Below are 25,875 nucleotides of genomic sequence, written 5' to 3'. Positions count from 1 at the left end.
ACCAGTTGCACATGCGCGGTCGCCGATGTCACGGCACAGTCGCGGCGCCGCGCTGGTCGTTGCCTTGTTGATGTTGATGGTTATTCTGATGCTGGGCATTGCAGCTTCGCAGAGCGCCTTGCAAGGCTTGAAAACAACCCGCAACGATGGCGATCGGCAGGTGGCTTTGCAGGCAGCAGAGGCGGCATTGCGGGATGCTGAAATGGATATCGAGCAGTCACCGGATGCAGGGAAGTCCCGTAGTTCTATATTTTCGCGCCGGAGCTCGCTGGGTTTTCCGGCACACGGGGAGACTGGCTGCAATGGCGGCGCCGCAAATATCTATCTTGGCCTGTGCCGGCAAGCAGGCATGAATGCCTTGCCAGTCTGGCAAACCGTGGAATTCGGTGAGGATGCCGCCACGGTCCAAACGGTCGCTTTCGGGACATTTACCGGCCAAAGCCTCCAGGTTGGCAAGGGAGCACTGCCCAGCCGCTTGCCCCGCTACATCATCGAGCTGTTTTCCTATAAGAGGCCAGGCGAGTCCGCCGACAAGGTCAGCTATTTCTATCGCATTACTGCCGTTGGCTTCGGCGCGCGCGAATCCACGCAGGTGGCGTTGCAGAGTTTTTACCGGAAGGAGGACGAGTGACTCACGCTAAAAAACGAATGTTTTTCGAAGCCGCCAGGCCTGCTCGCGTAATTTTCATGATGTTTGCGCTGCTGGCGGGATCGTGGCGGCCTGCGCAGGGCGCTGTGCCGCCGGTGCAGATTGCGCAGAGTCCATTGCTGCATGGCGTAACCGGTACGTCCGCCGTGGCGCTGAGCAGTGCTCGTCTTGCCGCTGGCAGCACCTTTCTTTACCAGGCTGGCTTCGAGTCAACGCGGTGGAGCGGCACGCTGAAGAAATTCGCGATCAGCATTGCTGGTGATGGCAGCGTGCAATTTGCAAGTATCCCGGTGTGGGAAGCAGGCGACATCCTCAGCGGACACACAAACGTCCCTGCATTGCCCTTGCCAGAGCAGCGGAAAATATATACCTCGCTGCCTGGCATTGGGTCAGCCATGGTCGAGTTCAGATGGGACAAGCTTGCAGATAGCCAGAAAGCATTGCTGGACGCATCACCGCTTGACGGCGCCGCCGACGGGCTGGGCATGCAACGGCTGGAATTTCTGCGCGGCGGACGCACCAGGGAGATTGGACAGCCGCAGGGCATATTTCGTTTGCGCGCCGGGGCACTGGGCGATATCGTCAACAGCAACATGATTCACGTCGGGGCGCCGGCGCTGGAGGGGAGCGGCGCGGATTACCTGCAGTTCCATGAGGCGCACAAAAGTCGCACACCTGCGGTGTACATAGGGGCCAATGACGGGATGTTGCATGCATTCGATGCCAAGGATGGCGTCGAGCTGTTTGCCTTTGTGCCGCAATCGATGTTTCCCGCGCTTGCCCAGTTGAGCCGTCCGGACTACGTCCACCGGCCTTATGTCGACGGCATGATTGCCGTGGCCGAAGCACAGGTGCAGGGCAAATGGAAAACCGTACTCGCCGCCGGCATGGGAGGCGGCGGGCAGGGTGTATTCGCACTGGATGTGTCGGATCCGGCGGATTTCGGCGCAGGCGGCGGCGTCCTGTGGGAATTCACCGACCGCCATGACGCGGACATGGGAAACGTCGTCAATATTCCGCTAATTGCCAGGTTCCGCACCAAGCAGTCGGCGAGTGTTTCTGAGTACCGCCATTTCGTCGCTGTTGCCAGCGGCGTGAACAACTATCTCGATGACGGCTACGCAAACGCGCTTGCGCCGGCGGTATTGTTTCTGCTTTCGCTGGACAAGGATCCGGCGGACCCGTGGCAGCTTGGCGTGAACTACTTCAAGTTCAGCAAGCCTATCCTCGATACCGCCTTGCAGAATGGCTTGAGTCCGCCGGCGCTGGTCCACGGCGAGGATGGCGCAGTTCGTTACGCCTATGCCGGAGATTTGCAGGGCAACCTGTGGCGCTTCGATTTCTCCGGCAATGCCCCCTGGAGCAAGGAAAATACGGGTACAACGCCCCTGTTTGTCGCGCGCGATGAGCAGCAGCGCAGGCAGCCAATCACGACCCGGCCGCAGGTGGTCTTCGCGCCGGGAGGCGGGTATGTGGTGCTGTTTGGCACCGGCAAGTTCATGGAGCAGGCGGACACCGATCCGGTCGGATTTTCCAGCCAGTCCTTTTATGGAATTTACGATGCCTTGCAGGGCGGCTATGCAGTCAAGGAGCGCAGCCAGTTGGCATCAAGAACTCTCTCCAAGGCGGGTGAGATGCTGCAGTTCGCCGGGGCAGATTTCAGCTACGGGACTGCATCGGCAAACAAGCGCGGCTGGTATTTCGATTTTCCAGGCGCAGATAGCACAGGCGAGCGCAGCGTCAGCAATCCAATGGTGGAGTCCGGGCGATTGATATTCAATAGCCTGATGCCCTGTGCCGCACCTTGCCTTGAGGGCGGTGGTCGCAGCTACGTGCTCGAAGTCTTGACGGGGCTGCCGATCGGCAAAAATACCAGCGGCATGATATCGCGACTGGGCATGCTGGCGGCGCCGGCACTGCTGGAAACCTCGGCTACAGCAGGAAACCGCAACGCGTTCGGCAAGGCCGTCGTCAAGCGAAAGTCCGCCGTCATCCATGCCGGCAGTGGCGGTGTCAAGGGCAGCGTGGCGGCAGGGCAGGGCGATGCCGACGGCGGCCTTGCCAATGTGGGTTTGCCGGCCATGCGCTTTTCTTGGAGGGAAATTCTGCGCTGGCAAGAATTGCGCATGGTCGCGAAATCGCTGGCCAAAACCAAATAGGCGGACGATATGGCGTACAGTGACCGGCGGATGATGCGCCAAAACGGATTTACATTGATCGAAGTCATGGTCGTCGCCGTGATCGTCGCAATCCTGGCAAGCCTGGCTTTTCCTTCCTACCGCGATGCAGTTCGCAAGGCGCGCCGCAGCGAAGGGCGTGCGGCCTTGTTGCAGTTGATGCAGCAACAGGAGCGCTATTACACGCTGCATACCCGCTATCAGGCTTTTTCGGCCGATGCCACTGATGCCGACGCCAAGAAATTCAAATGGCATTCCGCTGAATCGGCCGCTGCAAGCGCGTACGAAATCAATGGCGCTGCCTGCGCCGGCGAAACCTTGCAGGACTGTATCTTACTGGTAGCGACACCCGGCAGCGCCAAGGTCGACAGCAGCTATGACGATCCGAAGTGCGGCGAGTTATCGTTGTCCAGTACCGGTGCAAAATTGCCTGTCGCCAAAGACTGCTGGTGACGGTATGGCGCAATTCGGCGGCAATAAGCGTATCCGCGGGAAAGCAGGCTTTTCCCTCATTGAATTGATGGTGACGCTGACAATTGCCGCCATCCTGCTTGGTATTGCAGTGCCGGGGTTCCAGTCCCTGATCCTCAACCAGCGTCTGAGCATGGCAGTCAATGCATTTGTCGGAGCCCTGCATCTGACGCGATCGGAAGCCATTCGGCGCGGTGCCCGCGTCGATCTGGCGCCAGTAGATGGCATCGACTGGGCGCAGGGCTGGCTGGTGTTCGTCGACGAAGACGGCGATCAGCAGGCAGATGCAGGCGAACCGGTCATTGCCCGCCATGGCCCGCTGGCCGGCGGGCTGACCATCAAATCGGCATTGACCGATTCCAGCAAGCCTTATCTTGCATATAATGGCAGCGGACGCACACGTACCAATGCCAGCAGCCAGACGCCCCAATTGGGAACGGTTTCGTTTTTTCTGGGTGACGGGGTTCGCCGCATCAAGCTGAATTTTTCCGGCCGCGCGCGCGTCTGCAACCCGGCGCAGGATAAAACCTGCACCGGCGCTGAGGATGCGAACTGAGGCTGCGCGATGGCGGTGCCGTTGAACGTTTCTCCCTGAATTTTTTAGTTGACCTGCCCCTGTGAATATTGCAAACGATAATGACGGCATCCGCCTTGCCCTTGAATGGGCAGCCAAGGGCATGTTCATCACTACCCCGAATCCGCGGGTAGGGTGCGTCATCGCGCGCGATGGCCAGATCATCGGCGCTGGATTTACCCAGCCGGCAGGGCAGGCGCATGCAGAAGTGCAGGCCTTGCGCGATGCCGCGCAGCGCGGTCACGATGTGCGCGGCGCGACCGCTTACGTGACGCTGGAACCCTGCAGTCATCATGGCCGTACTCCTCCCTGTGCCGATGCCCTAGTCGCCGCCGGCCTGGCGCGGGTGGTGGCGGCCATCGGCGACCCCAATCCCCTGGTAGCGGGGCAGGGCATGGCGAAATTGCACGCGGCCGGCATTGCCGTGGCCTGCGGCGTGCTCGAACACGAGGCGCGCGAAATGAATATCGGTTTCTTTTCGCGCATGCAGCGGGGACGGCCCTGGGTGCGCATGAAGGCCGCTGCCAGCCTGGATGGCAAGACGGCGCTGCACAATGGCCAGAGCCAGTGGATCACGGGCGAGGCCGCGCGCGCCGATGGCCACTGGTGGCGCGCACGTGCCTGCGCCATCCTGACCGGCATCGGCACGGTCACCGAGGACGATCCGCAACTGACCGTACGTGGAATTGATACGCCGCGCCAGCCGCGTCGCATCGTGATCGACAGCCGCTTGCAAATCAGCCCGAACGCGCGCGTGCTCGAGGGAGGCGAAACCTGGATTGTCTGTGCCCAGCGCAATGCGGAAAAAGAAGCGCTCTTGCGCGAGCGCGGCGCGGAAGTCATCGTGCTGCCGAATGCCGCCGGAAAAGTGGATTTGCCGGCGCTTATGCAGGAACTCGGGCGGCGGCAAATCAATGAATTGCATGTCGAAGCCGGTTTCAAGCTCAATGGTTCGCTGATCGCCGAAGGTTGCGTCGACGAATTGCTGCTGTACCTGGCGCCCAGCCTGCTCGGCGATGGGGCGGGCTTGTTCGATTTGCCGGCGCTTGAATCGCTGGAAGGCAAGCGCGCGCTGTCATTTCATGAAGTTCGGCAGGTCGGTCCGGATTTGCGTATCCTTGCTCGTTTCCCCTGATTCTTATTTCGCCATGTTTACTGGAATTGTTGCTGCTGTTGGAGAAATTTCTGCCATTACGCCGCTGGGCACCGAGCCGGATGCCGGAGTCCGCCTGAACATCGATGCCGGCGGACTGCCGTTGGCCGATGTTGCCTTGGGCGATTCCATTGCGCTGAATGGCGCATGCATGACGGTGGTCGCAAAAACCGCATCGAGTTTCGACGTCGAGGTATCGCGCGAAAGCCTGAATTGCACCGTTGGCCTGGATGCGCCCGGTGAGGTCAACCTGGAAAAGGCGCTGACGCTGGCCGAACGCCTCGGTGGACACCTGGTTTCCGGGCACGTCGATGGCTTGGGCATCGTGCGCCGTTTCGAGCCGGTCGGTGAGTCTTATGAGCTTGTCATCGAGGCGCCGCAAGGCCTGGCGAAATACCTGGCGTACAAGGGTTCCATTGTCGTCAATGGCGTGTCGCTGACCGTTAACCGTATCGCGGACGTGACGGGCGGTTGCGAATTTTCAATCAATCTCATTCCTCACACCGTCGAGGTGACCACGCTCAAGCATTTGCATGCCGGCGGCAAGGTCAATCTTGAAGTTGACCTGATTGCGCGGTATGTCGAGCGCATGCTGTCGATGAACGATACCAGCCGCTGAGTCAAATCAATTAAAATAGCGGTCTACCGAGGAAATAGCTTATGTCTTTAGCAACAACGCAAGAAATCGTCGCAGAAATGCGCGCTGGCCGCATGGTCATTCTGGTTGACGAGGAAGATCGCGAGAACGAGGGCGACCTGGTCATGGCTGCGGAATTCGTGACCCCCGAGGCCATCAATTTCATGGCGAAATTCGGCCGCGGGCTGATTTGTCTGACGCTCACCGAAGAGCGCTGCGCCCATCTTGAATTGCCGATGATGGCGACCCGCAACGGTACCGCGTTCGGGACTAATTTTACCGTGTCGATCGAGGCCGCCGAAGGCGTCACTACCGGCATTTCGGCGGCAGACCGCGCACGCACCATTCAGGTCGCCGTCGCCAAGCATACCAAGCCGTCCGATATCGTCCAGCCCGGCCACATATTCCCGCTGAAGGCGCAAAAAGGCGGGGTGCTGATGCGCGCCGGCCATACCGAAGCCGGCTGCGACCTGGCCGAAATGGCGGGCCTGACACCGGCGGCAGTGATTTGCGAAATCATGAAGGATGACGGCAGCATGGCGCGCTTGCCCGACCTGATCGAGTTCGGTCGTGAACATGGCTTGAAAATCGGTACGATTGCCGACCTCATCCATTATCGCAGCCAGCATGAAAGCATGATCGAGCGCATCGGCGCGCGCAGCATGCAAACCGCCCATGGTTGTTTTAATGTCATTGCCTACCGCGACACGCCGAGCGGCGGCGCCCACCTGGCGCTGGTACATGGCGAACCGCGCCCGGAAATCGAAACCCTGGTGCGCGTGCATCAGCCTGTCTCGGTGCTGGATCTGCTCGATACGGAAGCGACCACCCATTCATGGAACCTGGCTGCGGCGCTTAAGGCGATCCAGGCACAGACGCACGGCGTCATGGTCTTGCTCAATTGCGAGGAATCGGCCGACCAGATGTTTGGCCAGTTCGAGGCGATGACGGCACCTGAAAAGCGGCCACAGACCAGGGCGTCCAGCATGGATTTGCGGACCTATGGTATTGGCGCGCAGATTTTGAAAGATTTAAATGTCGGCAAAATGCGCTTGTTGTCCAATCCGCGCAAGATGCCCTCGATGGTGGGCTTCGACCTGGAAGTGGTCGGTTTTCAAGAGCGCACCTGAATGCGGCAGCGGCTGGAGCAGTGAATTTTGCATGAAGTCATAAGGGGAAAAGCCATGACAGTAGGTACTTACGAATCAAACCTGGATGGCGAAGGCATGCGCATCGGGATTGCCCAGGCGCGTTTTAATGAAAAAGTCTGCACAGGCTTGCTGGCTGCATGCCTGGCAGAGTTGCAGCGTCTCGGCGTGGCCGATGAGGATATCTTGCATGTGTCGGTGCCGGGCGCCCTGGAAATCCCTTTGGCATTGCAAAAACTCGCGGAAACGCGGCAATTCGATGCCTTGATCGGCATTGGCGCCGTCATCCGCGGTGAAACCTACCATTTTGAACTGGTGTCGAATGAATCCGGCGCCGGCATCACGCGTGTCGGACTCGATTACGGCATCCCGGTCGCCAACGCCGTCCTGACGACCGATACCGATGAACAGGCCGAAGCGCGCATGGTGGAAAAGGGTGCTGACGCTGCCCGCGTGGCGATCGAAATGGCCAATCTGTCGATTGCCCTCGAAGACCTGGCAGACATGACAGAGGAAGATTGATGACACAAAAAGAATTGCATGCCAATCCCAGCAAAAGCCGTACTCCGCGTCATCGTGCCCGCGAGTTCGCCCTGCAAGGCTTGTATCAGTGGCTGCTGAATAACGAAGATGCGGGTGCGATCGATGCCCACATCCGCGAAGCGCATGGGTTCGACAAGGCCGACGCCGGACATTTCAATGCCCTGTTGCACGGCGCGATACGCGATGCCGGCATATTGCGTGAAGGCTTGAGTCCGCTGATCGACCGTCCGATTGGCGATTTGTCGCCGATCGAGCATGCGGTGCTGCTGATCGGCGCCTATGAACTCAAGCATCATCTTGAAATCCCTTACAAGGTCGTCATCAATGAAGCGGTCGAGCTGGCCAAATCCTTTGGCGGCATTGATGGCCACAAGTACGTGAATGGCGTCCTGGACAAGTTGTCGGCACAATTGCGTGCTGCCGAAGTCCAGTCTTCCCGCAAGGCTTGAGTCACAGGATTTCGTTCCTGAGGGACTTCCCGTTGCTGCGGCGAACCGCGCCGCCCTGACATGAATTTTTCTCCACTCGCATCCCGACTCGCGAATATTGCGCCTTTCCACGTGATGGAACTGGCCAAGATGGCGGCCGCCCTGGAGCGGCAGGGGCGCTCCATCATCCACATGGGCATCGGCGAGCCGGATTTCACGGCGGCGCCGCTGGTTATCGAGGCGGCTAGCCGTGCAATGGCGGAAGGCCGGACGCAATATACTTCGGCTCTGGGCCTGCCCGCTTTACGCGAAGCGATCGCAGGTCATTACCTGGATAAGTATGGCGTGCAGGTGGCGCCGGAACGCATTATCGTGACCGCCGGTGCCTCGGGTGCCCTCTTGCTGGCCTGCGCCGCGCTGGTCGAGCAGGGCACGGAAGTGCTGATGCCAGACCCGTCCTATCCCTGCAACCGTCACTTTGTCGCGGCTTTCGAAGGCTGCGCGAAGATGATTCCAAGCGGTCCGGATGCGCGTTTCCAGCTGACGGATGCCATGGTGCGCGCCAACTGGGGACCTGCGACGCGGGGTGTTTTGCTGGCATCGCCCTCCAATCCGACGGGCACCTCCATTGACCCTGCCGAGTTGGGCCGCATTGTCGGTAGTATCAGGGCGCGCGGCGGCTTTACGATCGTTGACGAGATTTACCAGGGCTTGAGTTACGACCGGCCGCCTTTTACCGCCCTGTCGCTGGGAGAAGACGTTATCGTCATAAACAGCTTCTCCAAGTATTTCAACATGACAGGCTGGCGCCTGGGATGGCTCGTGGTGCCGGAACGGCTGGTGCCGCACATGGAAAAGCTGGCGCAAAACCTGTTCATTTGCGCCTCCGCGATTTCGCAATACGCCGGACTGGCTTGCTTTGATCCCCAATCGCTTGCCCTGTTCGAGGAGCGCAAGGCGGAATTCAAGCGGCGGCGCGATTATATTGTTCCGGCGCTGACGGATCTCGGCTTTCGGGTACCCGTCATGCCTGATGGTGCTTTCTATGTGTATGCCGATTGCAGCCAGCTGGCATCTGATGCGGACAGCTTGACGCGGGACATGCTGGAGCAGGCAGGCGTGGTGATGGTGCCGGGGCTGGATTTTGGCAGCCATGCCGCCAGGCAGTACATCAGGATTTCTTACGCGACGACACTGGAGAATTTGCACGAAGCCGTGCACCGCCTGGAAAAATATTTCAGGCGCTAGGCCTGTTTCAGGCGCCAGGCAATAAAAAAGGAGCCGGTCGGCTCCTTTTTGATATGGACAGCGTCAATCAGGTCGCGGTCAGATCGCCGCCATCTTGACTGCGCCGGCGTCGATCCGGTCGATTGGCTTCAGGGCTGCCGATTTGTCTTCAGGCGCAGGTTTCTTCGCCTCTCCAGCAGGGCGTGCGGGCATAGCCGGTTCGGCGCTGCTAGCCACGGTGGAAACCACTGGCGCGGTACGGCCGGCCACTTCCTGCAGGCGGCGGTATTCTGCCAGTACGCGCGTACCGTAACCGGAATCGGTGGCGAATGCAGCTGCGCCCACATAACGCTTCAAGCCTGCCTCTACCGAGCCGCCCTGTCTGACGTAATCTTTCAGAATGGCTGAGCCAACCTTGATGTTTGTGACGGGATCAAGCGCCGCATGGACGCCGCCGTGTTCGCGAAACTTGTCGCGATGCACCTTTGACATGACTTGCATCAGCCCTTGGGCACCGACAGCGCTTTCTGCAAAGGGATTGAAGCCGGATTCGATTGCCGCGACTGCCAGGATCAGCAAGGGGTCGAGTTCGAGTTTCTGGGCATTCTTGTACGCTTCGGATACCAGCATGTGCGTTGCATCTGCAGCCACCCGATAACGGCGTGAAATCCACTGCGAAACGACCATTTGTTCGTCGGACAGCGAAGCCTTGCGGATTGCGAGATCGATTTTTGCCGGTTGCTTCAGTTTGGCCGGCGTGCCCGACGTGGCTATGGCAATCGGTTGGCCAGGCGTGTCCATGGGGGCGGAACTGGAACTGATATCGGCGACTACATCGGTGCCGTCGCTGACTGCCGTGCCCGCGGCGAACGGCGACAGGGCCTTCAGATGCTCCGTAAAATGCGGCTTGACGAACATGAGGGTCAAGGCGGCAATGGCAGCCACGCCCATTACCATCAGGGAATGATGGGCCAGTGTCATGATGCCACCCAAAGTGGCGCGCACGAGCGACGTGGCAACTGCAGCCGACTGGTCAGCGGTCTTGCGACTCAGCATTCCTCCAGCGGCGATAATTCGATGTAACATTGCTTCTCCTGAATCGTCACGGCACGAACGCTCCCCACGCCGGATGAATCCGGACTGGTTTCCGTTTATGCCGTCAATCAGAAACATCGTCTGTCCATGCATGGCGCAAAGTCAGACGGTCGGCTTTGCCTGTTTTTCAGCTGGCGGCGGCTAAGAGCGGCATCGGACCCAGTGGCAGGCAAATTTTTCCGGGGGAAGGCTGACGCCTTTGGCAACACTCCTTAAAATGTCATGTGGGGCCCCGAACCCCGTGAACTGATTTGGTTTATTCTGCAGCACTTGTTCTTGTGAAGGCTGCTTCCTCTTCAAGTGAAGCGAATTGTAGGGGCTGAGTTATATCAAGTCAATAATATAAAAAAGAAAATGCATAACTTATTGATATATAGAATTACGCTGCACTGCAACAAAATTCAATGAAAACAGGGACTTGGATCACCCTGTTTGAGCCCAAACATGCGCTTAAAAATGTATAAAAAAACATGAAATATAAAGATTTACGGGATTTTATTAACCAATTGCAAGATATTGGTGAGCTCAAGCGCGTTGGGCAAGCGGTTTCGTCGCACCTGGAAATGACGGAGGTGTGTGACAGGACCCTGCGTGCCGCCGGACCGGCACTGCTGTTCGAGCAGCCCACGGGGCATACCATGCCGGTGCTGGCCAACCTGTTTGGCACACCGCGTCGGGTTGCACTGGGGATGGGCGCGCAGGATGTCAGCGAATTGCGCCGCATCGGCCAACTGCTGGCGAGCCTGAAGGAGCCGGAGCCGCCCAAGGGATTCAAGGATGCGCTGGGACTGGGGTCCCTGCTGAAAGCCCTGTGGGATATGGCACCCAAGGAAGCGCGTTCGGCGCCCTGCCAGGAAATCGTCTGGGAAGGCAATGATGTCGATCTGGCGAAGCTGCCGATCCAGCATTGCTGGCCAGGCGATGTCGCCCCCTTGATCACCTGGGGGCTGGTGATCACCAAGGGGCCGCACAAGAAGCGGCAAAACCTTGGCATCTACCGCCAGCAGGTCCTGGGCCGCAACAAGGTCATCATGCGCTGGCTGGCGCATCGCGGCGGCGCGCTGGATTTTCGCGAGCATGGAATTGCCCATCCGGGCAAGCCTTATCCAGTAGCGGTGGCGCTGGGCGCTGATCCGGCGACGATACTGGGCGCGGTGACGCCGGTGCCGGACAGCCTGTCGGAATACCAGTTTGCCGGCTTGCTGCGCGGGAGCCGCACCGAACTGGTCAAGGCGATCGGCAGCGAATTGCGCGTGCCCGCGTCCGCCGAGATCGTCCTGGAAGGACATATCTATCCGGACGCATCCCATCCAAGCGGCTATGAACATGCATTGGAAGGCCCGTATGGCGACCACACCGGCTATTACAATGAGCAGGACTGGTTTCCGGTGTTTACCATCGACCGCATCACCATGCGGCGCGATCCCATCTATCACTCCACTTATACCGGCAAGCCGCCGGACGAGCCGGCGGTGCTTGGCGTTGCCTTGAACGAAGTGTTCGTGCCGCTGCTGCAAAAGCAGTTTTCGGAAATTACCGATTTCTATCTGCCCCCCGAGGGCTGCAGTTATCGCATGGCGGTGGTGCAGATAAAGAAATCCTATCCGGGGCACGCCAAGCGCGTCATGTTCGGGGTATGGAGCTTTTTGCGCCAGTTCATGTATACCAAGTTCATCATCGTGGTGGACGAAGATGTGAATATTCGCGACTGGAAGGAAGTGATCTGGGCCATTACAACCCGGGTCGATCCCGTACGCGATACTACCCTGGTGGACCAGACGCCGATCGATTACCTGGATTTCGCCTCCCCGGTCAGTGGGCTGGGCAGCAAGATGGGCATCGATGCGACCAACAAGTGGCCGGGAGAAACCAGCCGCGAGTGGGGGAGCACGATTGTCATGAGCGAAGAAGTAAAGGCCAGGGTCGACCGGATCTGGGAAGGCCTGGGGATTTGAGCACTGGGTGAAAAGGCGTAATGCTGGTAGAATGTCGTTGGCGGGCCCCTGCGCATTGTGGCTTGGTGAACCTGGTCAGGTCGGGAACGAAGCAGCCACAGCCTTTCCCCACAAGTGCCGCAGACAAGGCTCGCCTTTGTATTTCTCCTTGTCGATTTTGCCTTTTTCGCCCGTTCGGGCAAATTCCCTTTGTTCATTCGCCAGTCCTGGCGTTTTCTGATCCTGTTCTGCTGGCCTGATTGATGTTGCCGTAGCAACGGAATTTTCCGTCTGGTGGTATCTTGTCGTTTTTGGTCACCATGCGGCAAACGTGTACCGGGGAATCCTGGAATTTGCCGAGGTCATTCTTTTAATCGAATCGGTATTCACGTGACACGCAAGAAAATCCTAGTCGGCGCGATCATTCTTCTCGCCATCCTCGGCGCTTATGTCCTTTGGCAAGGCAAACAGGATCCGCAGGCCAAGAAGCCGCGCGTTGCCACGCAGGTCGTCAAGACGGTGCAGGCGCAGAAAAAAACGATTCCCGTAACGATACGCGCCAATGGCTATGTCACGGCGATCAATACCGTCGAGGTGCGACCGCAAGTCCAGAATATCGTACGCGCCGTGCACGTGCGCGAAGGGCAGGAAGTCAGCGCGGGGCAATTGCTGTTTACGCTGGATCCGCGCAGCGACCAGGCCGGCGTGGCAAGTGCGCAGGCACAACTGGCGCGCAATCGCGCCGAACTTGCCGAGGCTGAAGCGGCGCTGCGGCGTAACCGTGAATTGCAGGCCAGGCAGTTTGTATCGCCGGCGGCGGTCGATACCGCCCGCAATCAGGTGGAAGCCTTGCGCAGCGCGGTCCGGGGCGGCGAGGCGGCGACCCAGTCAAGCCAGGTCGCACTGGGCTACAATTCCATCACTGCCAGTATTTCTGGCCGCATTGGCGCCATCAGTGTGCGCCCGGGCAGCCTGGCGCAGCCTGGCGGCGTGCCGATGCTGACGATTGCCCAGATTGATCCGATTGCCGTCAGCTTTCCAGTGGCCGAGCGTGAACTTGGTCGGATTCTGGCGACCTATCCCAAAGGCGATGCACCTGTGGTCGCGCAACTGGCAGGCGGCGAGGAAGTCAGCGGCAAGCTGGTGTTCATCGACAATGCAGTCGATGCGCAAACCGGGACGGTGCGCATGAAAGCCCAATTCGACAATGCGCAGCACCGCATGTGGCCAGGCAATTTTGTGACCGTGCGCCTGGTCGCGCGTACCCTGGAGGATGCGGTTGTCGTGCCGGCGCAGGCACTCGTGACGGGGCCTGAACAGCAGTTCGTCTATGTGGTTCAGGCCGACGGTAGCGTGCAGGCACGCAAGGTCGAGGTCCTGGCAATCGAGCAGGGCCAGGCAGCGATCGCCGGTCTCGATGCCCGCGCCCGCGTGGTCGTCGAAGGCACGCAAAACCTGCGGCCGGGCGGCAAGGTCACCGAAGCCGCCGCCAAGGCTGGCCAGGATGGCAAGGGCAAGCCGTGAACATCTCCGAACTTTGTATCCGCCGGCCGGTAATGACAGTGCTGCTGTCGATCGCCATCGTCGTTGTTGGCCTGTTTGCCTATGTCGGCTTGCCGATCGCAGCGCTGCCCAGCTACAACACGCCGATCATCAATGTGACCGCGTCGCTGCCTGGCGCCAGCCCGGAAATCATGGCGGCATCGGTTGCCACGCCGTTGGAAAAGCAGTTTTCCACCATCGCCGGCCTGGCCACCATCAGTTCGAGCAATACCCGCGGCAGCACGTCCGTCACGCTGGAATTCAATCCTGACCGCGACATCGACGCAGCCGCCGTGGATGTGCAAGCCGCCTTGCTGCGCGCCCAGCGCAGCTTGCCGGAGGAGATGACCTCGCTGCCGGCCTACCGCAAGGTCAACCCCGCAGACCAGTCGGTGCTGCTGGTGGTACTCACTTCTCCGTCCATGTCGCTGGCGGAATTGAACGATTATGCGGAAAACCTGATTTCGCCTTCGCTGTCGACCATCGATGGCGTGGCCCAGGTCCAGGTATTTGGCGCTCGCCGCTATGCCGTGCGCATCCAGGCGCGCGCCGACCAGCTGGCCGCGCGCAATCTGACCCTGGATGAACTGGGGGCGGCGATTCGTGCGGCCAACGCCAATACGCCGGTGGGCGTGCTCGATGGCCCACGCCAGAGCCTGACGCTGGAAGCCAACCGGCAGCTGCCGAATGCCGCCGCTTTCGCCAATCTCGTCATCCAGAGCAAGGATGGCGTATCGATGCGGCTGAAGGACGTGGCCATTGTCGAAGACAGCGTGGAGTCGGCCAAGAGCGGCAGCTGGGCCAATGGCGAACCCTCCATCACCCTCGGCGTGCAGCGCCAGCCCAACGCCAATACAGTGGCGGTGGTCGACGCCGTCATTGCCAGGTTGCCGCAGTTTCGCGAACAGATGCCGGCTTCCGTCGAGGTCAAGGTCCTGAACGACCGCTCGGTATCCATCCGCGAAGCCATCCACGACGTCAAGCTCACATTGTTTCTGACGATCGCGCTGGTGGTGCTGGTGATTTTCCTGTTTCTCAAGCGCCTGTCAGCGACCATCATCCCGGTAGTGTCGCTGCCGATTTCCCTGATCGGCTGTTTTGCCCTGATGTATGCGTTCGGCTATAGCCTCAACAATATTTCCCTGCTCGGCATTACCATCGCGGTCGGCCTGGTGGTGGATGACGCCATCGTCATGCTGGAAAATATCGTGCGCCACATCGAGGATGGCATGGCGCCGATGGCAGCGGCATTGAAGGGCTCGCGCGAGGTTGGTTTCACGATTATCTCGATCTCCATCTCGCTGGTGGCGGTTTTCATCCCGATTTTCTACATGCCGGGTGTAATCGGCCTGATGTTCCATGAGTTTGCCGCCGTGGTGTCGCTGGCGGTGCTGGTGTCGGCCGTGGTGTCCCTGACGCTGGTGCCGATGCTGTGCAGCCGCTACCTGCGCCACGATGCGCATGAGAAAGAGAACGCGGTCAGCCGCGCCTTCGAGCGTGGCTTTCAGGCCGTGCTGCATACCTATGAGCGCGGGCTCGACATATGCCTGCGCTACCGCCGGACCACGCTGGCGCTGGCGCTGGTTACCTTCGCCGTAACCATCTGGCTGTTCCAGAGCATGCCCAAAGGGTTTTTTCCGACTGAGGATATCGGGCAGATCTCCGCGGTGGTGGAGGGGCCGCAGGACGTTTCCTACCCGGTGATGGTGCAGCTGGTGAAAACTGCGGCCGATACCATGCAGCGCAATCCCAATGTCGCCACGGTATCGGCGCGCGTCTCCGGCACCAACACCGGCAATATTTTTATCGGCTTGAAACCGCGCGCAGAGCGCGCCTCCATGGATCGCGTGCTGGAAGGCATGCGCCGCGAGGTCGGCAGCATTCCCGGGTTGTCCGTATTCCTGACGCCGGTGCAGAACCTGCGCCTGGGCGGGCGATCCAGTAAAAGCCGCTACCAGTACGTGCTGCAAAGCGTGCGTGCCGACGAACTGGACACCTGGTCGGAACGCATCCAGGAAAAGATGCGGGCCGACCCCATCTTCCGCGATGTCACCAGCGATTCGCAAATGAAGGGTTTGCAGGCGGTGGTGGATGTTGACCGCGACCGCGCCAATGCGGCCGGGGTGCAAATCGCCGAGATCCGCAGCGCGTTGTACAGCGCCTACGGCGAGCGCCAGGTCTCGACCATATTCACCAGCAGCAATAGCTACCAGGTGATCATGCAAAGCGCCGGTTCAGGCGTCCAGGATGAATCCAATCTGAATGAAATTTACGTGCGCAGCAAGACCGGCACGCTCGTGCCGCTCCTGAGCGTGGCCAAGGTGCGGCGTGCCGCAGGGCCAGTTGCAGTCAACCACCAGGGGCAGCTGCAGGCAATCACGGTGTCCTTCAACCTGGCGCCGGATGTGCCTTTGGGGGACGCCAGTACAAAGCTGGAACGGTTCAAGGCCGAGCTCGGCATGCCGGGCAGCGTCATTACTTCCTATGCCGGCGATGCTGCGGTGTTCCAGTCATCGCAGACCAGCCAGGTGGCCCTGCTGCTGCTGGCGGTGGCGGTGATCTATATTCTGCTGGGCGTATTGTACGAAAGCTATATCCATCCGATCACGATCCTGGCCGGCTTGCCGTCAGCTGCCGTCGGGGCCTTGCTTGCCCTTGCGCTGTTCGGTTTCGAGCTGACCCTGATCGCCACCATCGGCATTCTCATGCTGATCGGGATCGTCAAGAAAAACGCCATCATGATGATCGACTTCGCCCTCGATGCGCAGCGCAGCCAGGGCATGGCGCCGCTGGAGGCGATCCGCACCGCCTGCCTGCTGCGTTTCAGGCCGATCATGATGACGACCCTGGCGGCATTGATGGGCGCGCTGCCGATCGCCTTTGGTTTGGGCGCGGGCGCCGAGCTGCGCCAGCCGCTGGGCGTGGCGATCGTCGGCGGCCTTTTGCTGTCGCAAGTCATTACGCTGTTCATCACGCCGGTGATCTACCTTTTCCTCGACCGTTTCAGCGGCAGCGGTCCGGTGCAGCTTTCGCCGGAACTGCTGGCGCAGACCGGGGTCAGTGCGGCCAGGCCCGGGCAAGAATAGTCTCTTGCAGGCCGAATGTGGTCGTGGCACTGCCGTTGGGCGTGCCACTGAGCGTGCCATATACGCGCCCGCAGTCGGGATCGGCCCGGCTGGCAAGGAAGGTTTCTGCGACATGAGGCGGCGCGTGCTCCAGCATCAGGCAGGCTTGCGCCGCAAGCACCAGTTTTTGCACCAGGCGGCGTCCCAGCATTTCACGTTCTCGCGGCGACATCTCAAGCGCGCTTTTCAATTCTTCGACCAAGGCCTTGGCGACAGGGTGGGGTGCTGCGGCCTGCTGCAGTTCTTCCAGCAGCAATGCAAAGCCGTCCGGCTCGCGTTCGATGGCGCGCAGCACGTCCAGGCACATGACGTTGCCCGAGCCTTCCCAGATCGAGTTGACCGGCGCCTCGCGGTACAGGCGCGCCATCGGGCCGGTTTCGACATAGCCATTGCCTCCCCAGATTTCCATGCACTCGCCGCAGAATTCCAGAGCGCGCTTGCAGATCCAGAACTTGGCAGCGGGTGTCATGATGCGACGCCAGGCGCGTTCCGCCGGGTCATCGGTGGCGTCGAAGGACGCTGCCAGGCGCAGCATCAGCACTGTCGCGGCCTCGCTTTCCAGCGACAGGTCGCACAGCACGTTGCGCATCAGTGCTTGCTCGATGAGCGGTTTGCCGAAAGCGCTGCGGTGGCGCGCATGATGCGCCGCCTGGGCAAATGCCTGGCGCATCAGGCCGGCGCTGCCGATCACGCAATCCAGCCGCGTGTAACCCGCCATCTCGATGATGGTTGGAATGCCACGGCCTTCCTCGCCCACCAGGATGCCGTGCGCATCCTGAAACTCGACTTCGCTGCTGGAGTTGGAGCGATTGCCCAGCTTGTCCTTGAGCCGCTGCACGAGCACGGCATTCTTGCTGCCGTCGGGGCGCCAGCGCGGCACGAAAAAGCAGGACAGGCCGCCTTCGCTGTGCGCCAGCACCATGTGGGCATCGCACATCGGCGCGGAAAAAAACCACTTGTGCCCGGTAATCAGGTAATTTTCGCCACGGCCACCGGTGCCGTCGGGACGGGCAATGGTGCTGTTGCTGCGCACATCCGAGCCGCCCTGTTTTTCCGTCATGCCCATGCCGATCAACATCGATTCCTTTGCCGGTATCGGCAGGTCGCGCGGGTCGTGCTCCAGCGAATACAGCTTGTCCTGCAACTGGGCGAATAGCGCCGGCTCCTTTTGCAGCACCGGTATCGCCGCAAAGGTCATTGTGGTCGGGCACAGCGAGCCTGCCTCGATCTGGGCGTGCAGGTAATAGCCGGCGGCACGTGCGACATGCGCGCCCGGCCGCGGCGTTATCCATGGCAACGCATGCAGGTTTTCGCGCCGCAGCAGCGCCAGAAGCAGGTGCCAGCTTGGATGGAAGCTGACCACATCGGTGCGGTAACCGCAGCGGTCGTGCGTGATCAGTTCCGGTGGATGGCGATTGGCAAGGTCACCCAGTTGCAGGATGCGGGCCTGGCCCAGTTCGATGCCCAGGCGCTGCAATTCTTCCAGGTGCCAGGCAGCACTCTCGCGCTGGATGCCTTCGCACAGGGCGTGGTCACTGGCGAACATGTCATAGTCGCGCAATTCCGGAACCTGGTTGGTGACTTCATGGGTGAGCCATTGCATCGCAACCTCCGGAGCGCCTGTTTGTGGTTTGATGATAGGGGCATTCCGGCGACGTTTGCAAGTCTGTCAAGAGAGGGATTGCCTGTTTTGGCCGCCGGCTTGGCGGAAGTGGCCTTGCCCGCCCGCAGGTCAGGTAAAATGCTATTTACATCCAACATGTAGCGTGGCTATGTCATATCAAGTTCTGGCAAGAAAGTATCGACCCAAAAGCTTCGACACCCTGGTCGGGCAGGAGCACGTGGTGCGCGCACTGACGCATGCGCTGGAGAACAAGCGCCTGCACCATGCTTACCTCTTCACGGGCACGCGCGGCGTTGGCAAGACCACGCTGTCGCGCATTCTCGCCAAATCCTTCAATTGCCAGGGCGCCGACGGCAATGGCGGCATTACCGCGCAGCCCTGCGGCGTGTGCGAAGCCTGCGTGGCAATCGATGCCGGCCGCTTTGTCGATTACATCGAAATGGATGCCGCTTCCAACCGCGGCGTCGATGAAATGGCGCAGTTGCTCGAACAGGCAGTGTATGCGCCGTCCAATGCGCGCTTCAAGGTCTACATGATCGACGAAGTGCACATGCTCACCAACCATGCCTTCAACTCGATGCTGAAGACATTGGAAGAGCCCCCCGAGCATGTCAAGTTCATCCTTGCCACCACCGACCCGCAAAAAATTCCGGTGACGGTCTTGTCGCGCTGCCTGCAGTTCAACCTGAAACAGATGCCGCCGGGTCATATTGTCGGGCATCTGGAAAATATCCTCGGCCAGGAAGAAATCACCTTTGAAACCCCGGCCTTGCGCCTACTGGCACAAGGCGCGCATGGTTCGATGCGCGACGCCCTGTCGCTGACCGACCAGGCGATTGCCTATGCCGCCGGGAAGGTAACGCTGGAAGCCGTGCAGGGCATGCTGGGCGCGCTCGACCAAGCCTACCTGGTGCGCGTACTGGATGCCCTGGCAGAAAAGGATGGCGCCGGCTTGCTGGCGGTGGCGGACGAAATGGCGGCACGCAGTCTTTCCTACAATGGCGCGCTGCAGGACCTCGGCTCGCTGCTGCACCGTATCGCCCTGGCGCAATCCGTGCCGGCAGCAGTGCCGGACGACTTGCCCGAGCGCGAAGATATTTTGCGTCTGGCAAAAACCTTCGATCCGGAAGAAGTGCAATTGTTTTACCAGATTGCCGTGCATGGCCGCAATGAACTTGGCCTGGCACCCGACGAATACGCGGGGTTTTCGATGACGCTCCTGCGCATGCTGGCGTTCCGGCCCGGTAGCGGTGGCGCTGAAATGCCCGCGACGGCACCGGTCCAGGCGGCGCCGGCCCGCGCTCCTGCGTCCGTCGGCGCGGCTGCTGCCGTTGCAGCTACCCCGGCGCCTGCAAGGCTGGCAACACCGCCGCAAGCAGCAAGCGCCAGCGTGCCGGTGGCACGTCCGCAGGCTGCCATGAGTCCGGCACGTGCCGCACTGGAAGCCGCGCGTAATGGCGGCAAGATGCCGGCGCCTAGAGCCCCGGCGCCACTGCCCGCGGCATCGTCTCCAGCGCCGGCCACCCAGGCACCCTGGGATGACCGGCCGCAGGCAGCTTTGGATGATAGTTCAGCGGCGCCTGCGGCTCAAAAAAAAACTGAAGTCCCCGTAGTCCAGGCAGGACTGGAAGCTACTGCACAGGCCACCCCACGTGTTAGTGCGCCACCGCCGCGTCCAGTGGTATTGATCCCGGTGCCCGCATTGAACTGGAATGGCGACTGGCCGGCCCTGGCCGCCAGGTTGCCCGTGCGCGGCGTAGCGCAACAGCTGGCACAGCAAAGCGAACTATTGCGATGCGATGCCGAAAGCAATGCGGCCCAGTTCCATTTGCGGGTGCCGCTGGAAACCTTGTGCGCGGCCGGGAGCGTCGACAAGCTGGCGGCGGCACTGACCGAAAACTTTGGCAAGACCGTGCGCGTGACCACCGAAATCGGCGCGGTCGAACAAACGGCGAATGCTGTGGCGCTGGCCGAGCGCGCCGAGCGCCAGCGCGATGCAGAAGAGACGATGGCAACCGATCCTTTCGTGCAAACCTTGATGCGCGAGTTCGGCGCCACCATCGTGCCGGGATCAATCAGGCCAGTTTAAGACATTATTTTTCACCATATAGAAGGAGCACCATCATGATGAAGGGCCAATTGGCAGGCTTGATGAAGCAAGCGCAGGCAATGCAGGACAACATGAAAAAAATGCAGGACCAGCTTGCCGCCATTGAAGTCGAGGGGCAGTCCGGGGCAGGCTTGGTGAAGGTCGTCATGTCTTGCAAGAACGATGTCAAGCGCGTCTCGATCGATCCCTCGCTGCTGGGCGACGACAAGGACATGCTGGAAGACCTGGTTGCCGCCGCTTTCAACGATGCAGTGCGCAAGGCCGAGGCGACGTCGCAGGAAAAAATGTCGGGTGTGACTGCCGGCCTGCCGCTGCCGCCGGGATTCAAGCTCCCTTTCTGATACGTGAAAACCCCTTCCAGTCTCGATTTCCTGACCGAAGCCCTGCGTCGCTTGCCCGGCGTCGGGCCGAAGTCGGCGCAGCGCATTGCCTACCATCTGATGCAGCATGACCGCGAGGGGGCGGCCATGCTTGGTCGTGCCCTGAACCAGGCGGTCGAGCGCATCCATCACTGCGAGCGCTGCAATACGTTTACTGAAAATGCGTTATGCGAGACTTGCCTGGATGATGCGCGCGACGCGACGCTGTTGTGCGTGGTCGAGACGCCGGCAGACCAGTTGATGATCGAGCAGACCCTGACCTACAAGGGGCTGTACTTCGTACTGATGGGGCGCCTGTCGCCGCTCGACGGCATTGGCCCCAAGGATATCCACCTCGAAAAATTGATTGCCCGCGCTACCGATGGCGTGGTGACGGAGGTGGTCCTGGCGACCAACTTCACCAACGAAGGCGAGGCTACCGCCCACTACATCAGCGAGACCCTCAAGGCGCGCGGCTTGAAAGTCAGCCGCCTGGCGCGCGGCGTGCCGGTAGGCGGCGAACTGGAATACGTCGATGCAGGCACCATTGCGCGTGCCATGCTCGACCGGCGCGCCACCTGAGGCGCGGGATTGGTTGGCAAAGCGCAACACTCTGCCGGCATTTTTGGTTTTCTGATGGAATTGACTGACAATCTGGTTGCTGAGACGTAACAATCTGACACAAGAATTTGCAATCACGTGATTTGAGTTCTGTTATCATTTGATTAATTGTTCTCCCTTTGTCGGTATGCAGTAATTTTCATCAGAAAAAGACTCCTATGAATCAGGCTTTACAGACCGCCCCTTCTGCTGCCGGACCGCGTCGCTTCAATCTTGAAATGATCGGATTTTCTCCTGCCGAGAAGGCGATGCTGGCCTCGACATTTCGCCTGACGGGACGTCGTGCATTCTTTTATGCCGAAGCAACCGAAGCAACCCAGCGCACCGATATTTACCTGGCCAATGGCGACAGTCCCGAAGCCTTGAAGGAATTGGCGGCGCGCACGCCGAATCCTTTCGCGCCGGCGGTGTTGATTGGCCGTTCGCCCATGGACATCGGGTGGCCGAGGGTGGAAAAGCCGATTCACTGGATGCGTCTGTTTGAACAGCTTGATACAGTGATGCAGGCAGCGCTGCAGGAACGTGCGCGCCGCCAGAGCGGCGCGGGTGACAACTGGGATGGGCGGACTTTTCGGCGCGCAATTGACCAGGATGCGCCGCCGCCAGAAGTTTTTGTCGAGCCGAGCCCGAACGAGTCAGTACTCGTGGTCGACGATAGCGCAACCGTGCGGGCTTTCATGAAAGCCAAGCTGGCGCCATTCCGCTTCGATGTGGATTTTGCCGCAGACGGTGAAACCGCCATCGACATGGCACAAGCCAAGGCATATACCTGCATTTTTCTCGATATCATGATGCCTGGTATCGATGGCTACCAGGTATGCAAGCGCCTCAAGGGCAGTGCCGCTACCAAGAACACTGCCGTGGTCATGTTGACCAGCAAGTCGGGCGCGTTCGACAAGTTCCGCGGCAACTGGGCTGGCTGCGATGCTTATCTCGGCAAGCCGGTCAGCGAAGATGAATTGCTGTCGACAATCGCCAAATTCCTGCCAAGCGCACGCAAGGTGATCAACGTCGCCTAATGACCTTCTGCAGCAGCATGAAAAAAGCGGGAGACATTCCCGCTTTTTTATTGGCTGCGCTAGCGCAGCGCCTCGACCATCTTGTCCAGCTTGACGGCATCGGCGCAGAACAGGCGGATGCCTTCGGCCAGCTTCTCGGTCGCCATGGCATCGTCATTCAACAGCAGGCGGAAAGCTTTTTCGTTAAGGGCCAGCTTTTCAATGCGTGACGATTGCGCCGCCTCAACGCTGAGCTTGCGTGCCACCGGCGCTTCGGACTCCGCCAGTTTTTGCAGCAATTCCGGGCTGATGGTCAACAGGTCGCAGCCGGCCAGTTCGGTCAGTTGCGAGACATTGCGAAAACTTGCGCCCATCACTTCGGTCTTGTAGCCAAACTTGCGATAGTAGTCGTAAATCCGCTTGACCGATTGCACGCCGGGATCGTTTGCGCCATTGTATTCTTCGCCCGTCGATTTCTTGTACCAGTCGTAGATGCGGCCGACAAATGGCGAAATCAGCTGGGCGCCGGCGTCAGCGCAGGCAACCGCCTGCGGCAGGGAAAACAGCAGGGTCATGTTGCAGCGGATGCCTTCTTTTTCCAGTACTTCTGCGGCACGAATGCCTTCCCAGGTCGAGGCGATCTTGATGAGGATGCGCTCGCGCGGAATATCGGCCTGTTCATACAGGCGGATCAGTTCGCGGCCCTTGGCAATCGTGCCTTCTGTGTCAAAGGACAGGCGCGCATCGGTTTCGGTGGAGACGCGCCCCGGGATGATTTTCAGGATTTCCAGGCCGAAGGCGACCAGCAGATGATCGATGATCTCGCCCACGGGCTTGGCGCCGTGCCGTTGCACGGCCTGTTCCAGCAATGGCCGGTATTCATCCTTTTGCACTGCTTTCAGGATCAGGGATGGATTGGTCGTGGCGTCGCGCGGCGCGAAGACTTTCATCGACTGGAAATCGCCCGTGTCGGCAACGATGGTGGTGAATTGCTTGAGTTGTTCGAGCTGGTTCATGGCATGAAAATAAGAAAGAAAGCGGCAAGGCAAGCACTTATTGTACGCAATCCTTGTCGCGTGCTGGTCAGCTTTTGGACAGGCGTAGCAAATGCTTGCTTTAAATCAATTAAAGGAAGGTGTCGAAAGGCATGTCGAGCTTTTGCAAGGCTTTTTGCGCATTCAGCATTTTCTTGCGGAATTCCGGTCCGCGCTTCAATGCCAGTCCGACGGCGAGAATATCGATGACGACCAGGTGCGCCAGGCGTGCCGACTGTGGCGTGTAAGGGTCGGCATTGAAGCTGAGATCGATGGGCACAAGCACGGTGGCCAGTTCCGCCAGCGGGGTGCCGCTGGGCACCAGGGCAATCACATCGGCGCCGCTTTTGCGGGCCAGGCGCACGGAACCCAGCAGTGCGGAACTGCCACCACGCTGCGAAATGGCAACCACCGCATCGCCGGGATTCAAAAGCGATGCCGAGATGCTGTGGATGTGCGGATCCGAATAAGCAACCGTTGGCACCCCCGAGCGGAAGAATTTGTGTTGCGCATCGGCAGCGATGATGCCCGAGGTGCCCTGGCCATAGAATTCGATCTTGTTGGCGCGCGCAAGGATGTCGAGGGCGCGCTGGATGGGTTCGGCCTGCAGGTTGTTGCGCAAGTCTAGCAATGCGTTGATGGAACGGCTGCAGATCTTGCCGACCAGGTCGGCTGCAAGGTCGTCGGGCGCCAGGCTTTCATCGGTGCCGGGCAGCGCAAGCGCCAGCGTTTGCGCCAGCTTCAGTTTGAATTCGTGCCAGCCGTCATAGCCGATGGCGCGGCAAAAGCGCACCACGGTTGGTTCGGATACCTGGGCATTGCGCGCCAGTGCGGTAATGTTTTCCGCGACCGCCAGGGTCGGATTGTCGAGGACGGCAAGCGCAACTTTTTTCTCGGATCGCGAGAGCGTGGCGAGCTGGGTGCGTATCGATTCCAGGAGCATGCGTGCCTTACATCTCAGGCAGGACTTCTTCGCGCCACTGCAAGCCGTCGCGGCCGATCAGGGCGCTGGCGGCGGCCGGCCCCCAGGTACCGGCGCTGTAGGGCTGTGGCTCGGTCTGTTCCTGTTCCCAGTAATTGAGGATCGGCTCGACCCACTCCCAGGCGGCCTCCAGTTCGTCGCTGCGCATGAACATGGTCAGCTGGCCGCGCAGGACATCCAGCAGCAGGCGTTCATAGGCTTCCATGCGCGGCATCTTGAACTGTTCGCGAAAATCCAGTTCCAGTTCAACCGGTTTCAGCCGCATGCGGTCGCCCGGTGTCTTGGCCATCAGGTTCAGTTGCAGGCCTTCATCGGGCTGCAGGCGGATCACCAGGCAATTCGGCTGGAAGGTCGAGGACGCCTGGGCAAAGATCGAATGGGGTACCGCCTTGAAGCGGACCACGATCTCGGCCAGCTGGTCGGCCATGCGTTTGCCGGTGCGCAGGTAAAACGGCACGCCGGCCCAGCGCCAGGTATCGATTTCGGCCTTGACGGCGACAAAGGTTTCGGTGCGAGAATCGGTGGGTGCGCCTTCTTTGCGGTAACCTGGAACTGCGACGCCGTCGACATGGCCGGCGCGATATTGACCGCGCACGACGTCTTGCGCCAGCGTGGCAGGGCTGAAGCGCTTGAGCGAGCGTAATACCTTCAGTTTTTCATCGCGCACCGAATCGGCCTGTACGCTCAGGGGCGGCTCCATGGCCACGATACACAGCAGTTGCAGCAAGTGGTTTTGTAGCATGTCGCGCAGGGCGCCCGCGGTATCGTAGTATTCCATGCGGTTGCCTACGCCCAGCTCTTCGGCGATGGTAATTTGCACGTCCGAAATCCATTCGCGCCGCCACAGGGGTTCGAACAGCACATTGCCGAAACGCAGCGCCAGCAGGTTTTGCACCGTTTCCTTGCCGAGGTAATGGTCGATCCGGTAGATCTGCGACTCGGCAAAAATCTTGCCGACTTCTGCATTGATTTGCTGCGCGCTGGCGAGGTCGCGCCCGAGCGGCTTTTCCAGCACCACGCGGGATTGGGCATTGGCAAGTCCGGCCTGCGCAAGATTGCGGCAAATCTGCGAGAACAGGCTGGGGGGCGTTGCCATGTAGAACACCCGGACGAGTTCCGGATCGGCGCGCATGGCGGCAACCAGCGGCCCATAGGCGGCAGGGTCGGTTGCGTCCAGGCCGACATACCGGATTCGCTTGCAGAATGCCTGCCAGCGTTGCGGATCGGTAGCTGCGGCCTCGATGTGTGGCCGGGCATTTTGTTCCAGTAATTCCAGGAATTTTTCCAGACTCCACGCATGACGCCCGGCGCAAATGATGCGCGCCTGCGGCGGCAGGTGGCTGGCGCGCTCGCGCGCGAACAGGGCGGGCAAGAGCTTGCGCATTGCCAGATCGCCGCCGCCGCCAAACAATACGATATCGAAATCAGCCAGTGCCATGATGGG

General features: G+C 60.2%; 22 protein-coding genes and 1 other RNA gene. 18 read left to right on the top strand and 5 right to left on the bottom strand.

The genetic code is table 11. The features are described 5' to 3' along the window. Positions 1-25 precede the first annotated feature (25 nt). From EKL02_RS14210 to EKL02_RS14165, 10 genes are all read left to right on the top strand, one after another. Positions 26-631 carry a PilX N-terminal domain-containing pilus assembly protein gene (locus EKL02_RS14210; protein WP_128902658.1) on the top strand — a complete coding sequence of 202 codons (606 nt, stop codon included), beginning with the start codon at positions 26-28 and terminating at the stop codon, positions 629-631. Further along, positions 628-2,808 (top strand): PilC/PilY family type IV pilus protein, encoded by a 2,181-nt coding sequence (locus EKL02_RS14205; protein WP_128902657.1) that lies wholly within the window; start codon positions 628-630, stop codon positions 2,806-2,808. Before EKL02_RS14210 ends, EKL02_RS14205 begins: the two co-directional genes overlap by 4 nt. Positions 2,809-2,838: 30 nt before the next feature. Next, on the top strand, positions 2,839-3,279 hold the full coding sequence (locus EKL02_RS14200; protein ID WP_128902656.1) for a type IV pilin protein: 441 nt from the start codon (positions 2,839-2,841) through the stop codon (positions 3,277-3,279). A gap of 4 nt (positions 3,280-3,283) precedes the next feature. Beyond that, positions 3,284-3,853, top strand: coding sequence for a GspH/FimT family pseudopilin (locus tag EKL02_RS14195; RefSeq protein WP_128902655.1), 570 nt, complete (start codon positions 3,284-3,286; stop codon positions 3,851-3,853). Between the two features lie 61 nt (positions 3,854-3,914). Further along, positions 3,915-5,006 carry a bifunctional diaminohydroxyphosphoribosylaminopyrimidine deaminase/5-amino-6-(5-phosphoribosylamino)uracil reductase RibD gene (gene ribD / locus EKL02_RS14190; protein ID WP_128902654.1) on the top strand — a complete coding sequence of 364 codons (1,092 nt, stop codon included), beginning with the start codon at positions 3,915-3,917 and terminating at the stop codon, positions 5,004-5,006. Positions 5,007-5,019: 13 nt separating this feature from the next. Next, entirely contained in the window at positions 5,020-5,643 is a 624-nt protein-coding gene (locus tag EKL02_RS14185; protein WP_128902653.1) for a riboflavin synthase, read from the top strand. 41 nt (positions 5,644-5,684) lie between these two features. Further along, positions 5,685-6,791, top strand: coding sequence for a bifunctional 3,4-dihydroxy-2-butanone-4-phosphate synthase/GTP cyclohydrolase II (ribBA, locus tag EKL02_RS14180; protein WP_128902652.1), 1,107 nt, complete (start codon positions 5,685-5,687; stop codon positions 6,789-6,791). Positions 6,792-6,845: 54 nt separating this feature from the next. After that, complete coding sequence (gene ribH, locus EKL02_RS14175; protein WP_128902651.1) at positions 6,846-7,331, top strand: 6,7-dimethyl-8-ribityllumazine synthase; 486 nt, start codon at positions 6,846-6,848, stop codon at positions 7,329-7,331. Beyond that, a complete protein-coding gene (nusB, locus tag EKL02_RS14170; protein WP_128902650.1) occupies positions 7,331-7,801 on the top strand; it encodes a transcription antitermination factor NusB in 471 nt (156 codons plus the stop codon). The genes ribH and nusB overlap by 1 nt, the downstream gene beginning before the upstream one ends. Positions 7,802-7,861: 60 nt before the next feature. Then, on the top strand, positions 7,862-9,028 hold the full coding sequence (locus tag EKL02_RS14165) for a pyridoxal phosphate-dependent aminotransferase (RefSeq protein ID WP_128902649.1): 1,167 nt from the start codon (positions 7,862-7,864) through the stop codon (positions 9,026-9,028). Positions 9,029-9,106: 78 nt separating this feature from the next. Here the strand turns inward: EKL02_RS14165 and EKL02_RS14160 are convergent, their stop codons facing one another. Continuing rightward, positions 9,107-10,093 carry a transglycosylase SLT domain-containing protein gene (locus tag EKL02_RS14160; protein WP_128902648.1) on the bottom strand — a complete coding sequence of 329 codons (987 nt, stop codon included), beginning with the start codon at positions 10,091-10,093 and terminating at the stop codon, positions 9,107-9,109. Positions 10,094-10,572: 479 nt separating this feature from the next. On the opposite strand from EKL02_RS14160, the gene ubiD reads away from it, so the two are divergent. From ubiD to EKL02_RS14140, 4 genes are all read left to right on the top strand, one after another. Then, positions 10,573-12,057 (top strand): 4-hydroxy-3-polyprenylbenzoate decarboxylase, encoded by a 1,485-nt coding sequence (gene ubiD, locus EKL02_RS14155; protein WP_128902647.1) that lies wholly within the window; start codon positions 10,573-10,575, stop codon positions 12,055-12,057. Positions 12,058-12,096: 39 nt separating this feature from the next. Beyond that, an RNA gene (gene ffs / locus EKL02_RS14150) (signal recognition particle sRNA small type) lies at positions 12,097-12,195 on the top strand. 231 nt (positions 12,196-12,426) lie between these two features. Further along, positions 12,427-13,560 (top strand): efflux RND transporter periplasmic adaptor subunit, encoded by a 1,134-nt coding sequence (locus EKL02_RS14145; protein ID WP_241687723.1) that lies wholly within the window; start codon positions 12,427-12,429, stop codon positions 13,558-13,560. Next, the gene (locus EKL02_RS14140) at positions 13,557-16,664 is read left to right on the top strand and encodes an efflux RND transporter permease subunit (protein WP_128902646.1); all 3,108 of its coding nucleotides are present in this window, start codon (positions 13,557-13,559) and stop codon (positions 16,662-16,664) included. Before EKL02_RS14145 ends, EKL02_RS14140 begins: the two co-directional genes overlap by 4 nt. Here EKL02_RS14140 and EKL02_RS14135 read toward each other — a convergent pair. Continuing rightward, entirely contained in the window at positions 16,636-18,306 is a 1,671-nt protein-coding gene (locus tag EKL02_RS14135; RefSeq protein WP_128902645.1) for an isovaleryl-CoA dehydrogenase, read from the bottom strand. The genes EKL02_RS14140 and EKL02_RS14135 overlap by 29 nt on opposite strands. A 169-nt stretch (positions 18,307-18,475) precedes the next feature. Here EKL02_RS14135 and dnaX point away from each other — a divergent pair, with 169 nt between their 5' ends. The 4 genes from dnaX to EKL02_RS14115 all read left to right on the top strand — a co-directional run bounded on the left by dnaX (position 18,476) and on the right by EKL02_RS14115 (position 22,436). Next, a complete protein-coding gene (dnaX, locus tag EKL02_RS14130) occupies positions 18,476-20,416 on the top strand; it encodes a DNA polymerase III subunit gamma/tau (RefSeq protein WP_128902644.1) in 1,941 nt (646 codons plus the stop codon). Between the two features lie 35 nt (positions 20,417-20,451). Then, a complete protein-coding gene (locus EKL02_RS14125) occupies positions 20,452-20,778 on the top strand; it encodes a YbaB/EbfC family nucleoid-associated protein (protein ID WP_128902643.1) in 327 nt (108 codons plus the stop codon). Positions 20,779-20,781: 3 nt separating this feature from the next. Further along, positions 20,782-21,378, top strand: a complete 597-nt coding sequence (gene recR / locus EKL02_RS14120) for a recombination mediator RecR (RefSeq protein WP_128902642.1) — start codon at positions 20,782-20,784, stop codon at positions 21,376-21,378. A gap of 197 nt (positions 21,379-21,575) precedes the next feature. Further along, the gene (locus EKL02_RS14115) at positions 21,576-22,436 is read left to right on the top strand and encodes a response regulator (protein ID WP_128902641.1); all 861 of its coding nucleotides are present in this window, start codon (positions 21,576-21,578) and stop codon (positions 22,434-22,436) included. A 59-nt stretch (positions 22,437-22,495) separates the two neighbouring features. Here EKL02_RS14115 and tal read toward each other — a convergent pair whose 3' ends face one another. The 3 genes from tal to zwf form a co-directional block, all read right to left on the bottom strand. Then, a complete protein-coding gene (gene tal, locus EKL02_RS14110; RefSeq protein ID WP_128902640.1) occupies positions 22,496-23,431 on the bottom strand; it encodes a transaldolase in 936 nt (311 codons plus the stop codon). A gap of 109 nt (positions 23,432-23,540) precedes the next feature. Continuing rightward, a complete protein-coding gene (locus EKL02_RS14105) occupies positions 23,541-24,392 on the bottom strand; it encodes an SIS domain-containing protein (protein ID WP_128902639.1) in 852 nt (283 codons plus the stop codon). Positions 24,393-24,399: 7 nt separating this feature from the next. Continuing rightward, on the bottom strand, positions 24,400-25,869 hold the full coding sequence (gene zwf / locus EKL02_RS14100; RefSeq protein WP_128902638.1) for a glucose-6-phosphate dehydrogenase: 1,470 nt from the start codon (positions 25,867-25,869) through the stop codon (positions 24,400-24,402). Positions 25,870-25,875: the final 6 nt, after the last annotated feature.

The sequence above is a fragment of the Janthinobacterium sp. 17J80-10 genome, from assembly GCF_004114795.1.
Taxonomy (GTDB): Bacteria; Pseudomonadota; Gammaproteobacteria; order Burkholderiales; family Burkholderiaceae_D; genus Paucimonas.
Note: the sequence above shows the minus strand (reverse complement) of the source record. Positions and strands in the feature narration are given on the sequence as shown.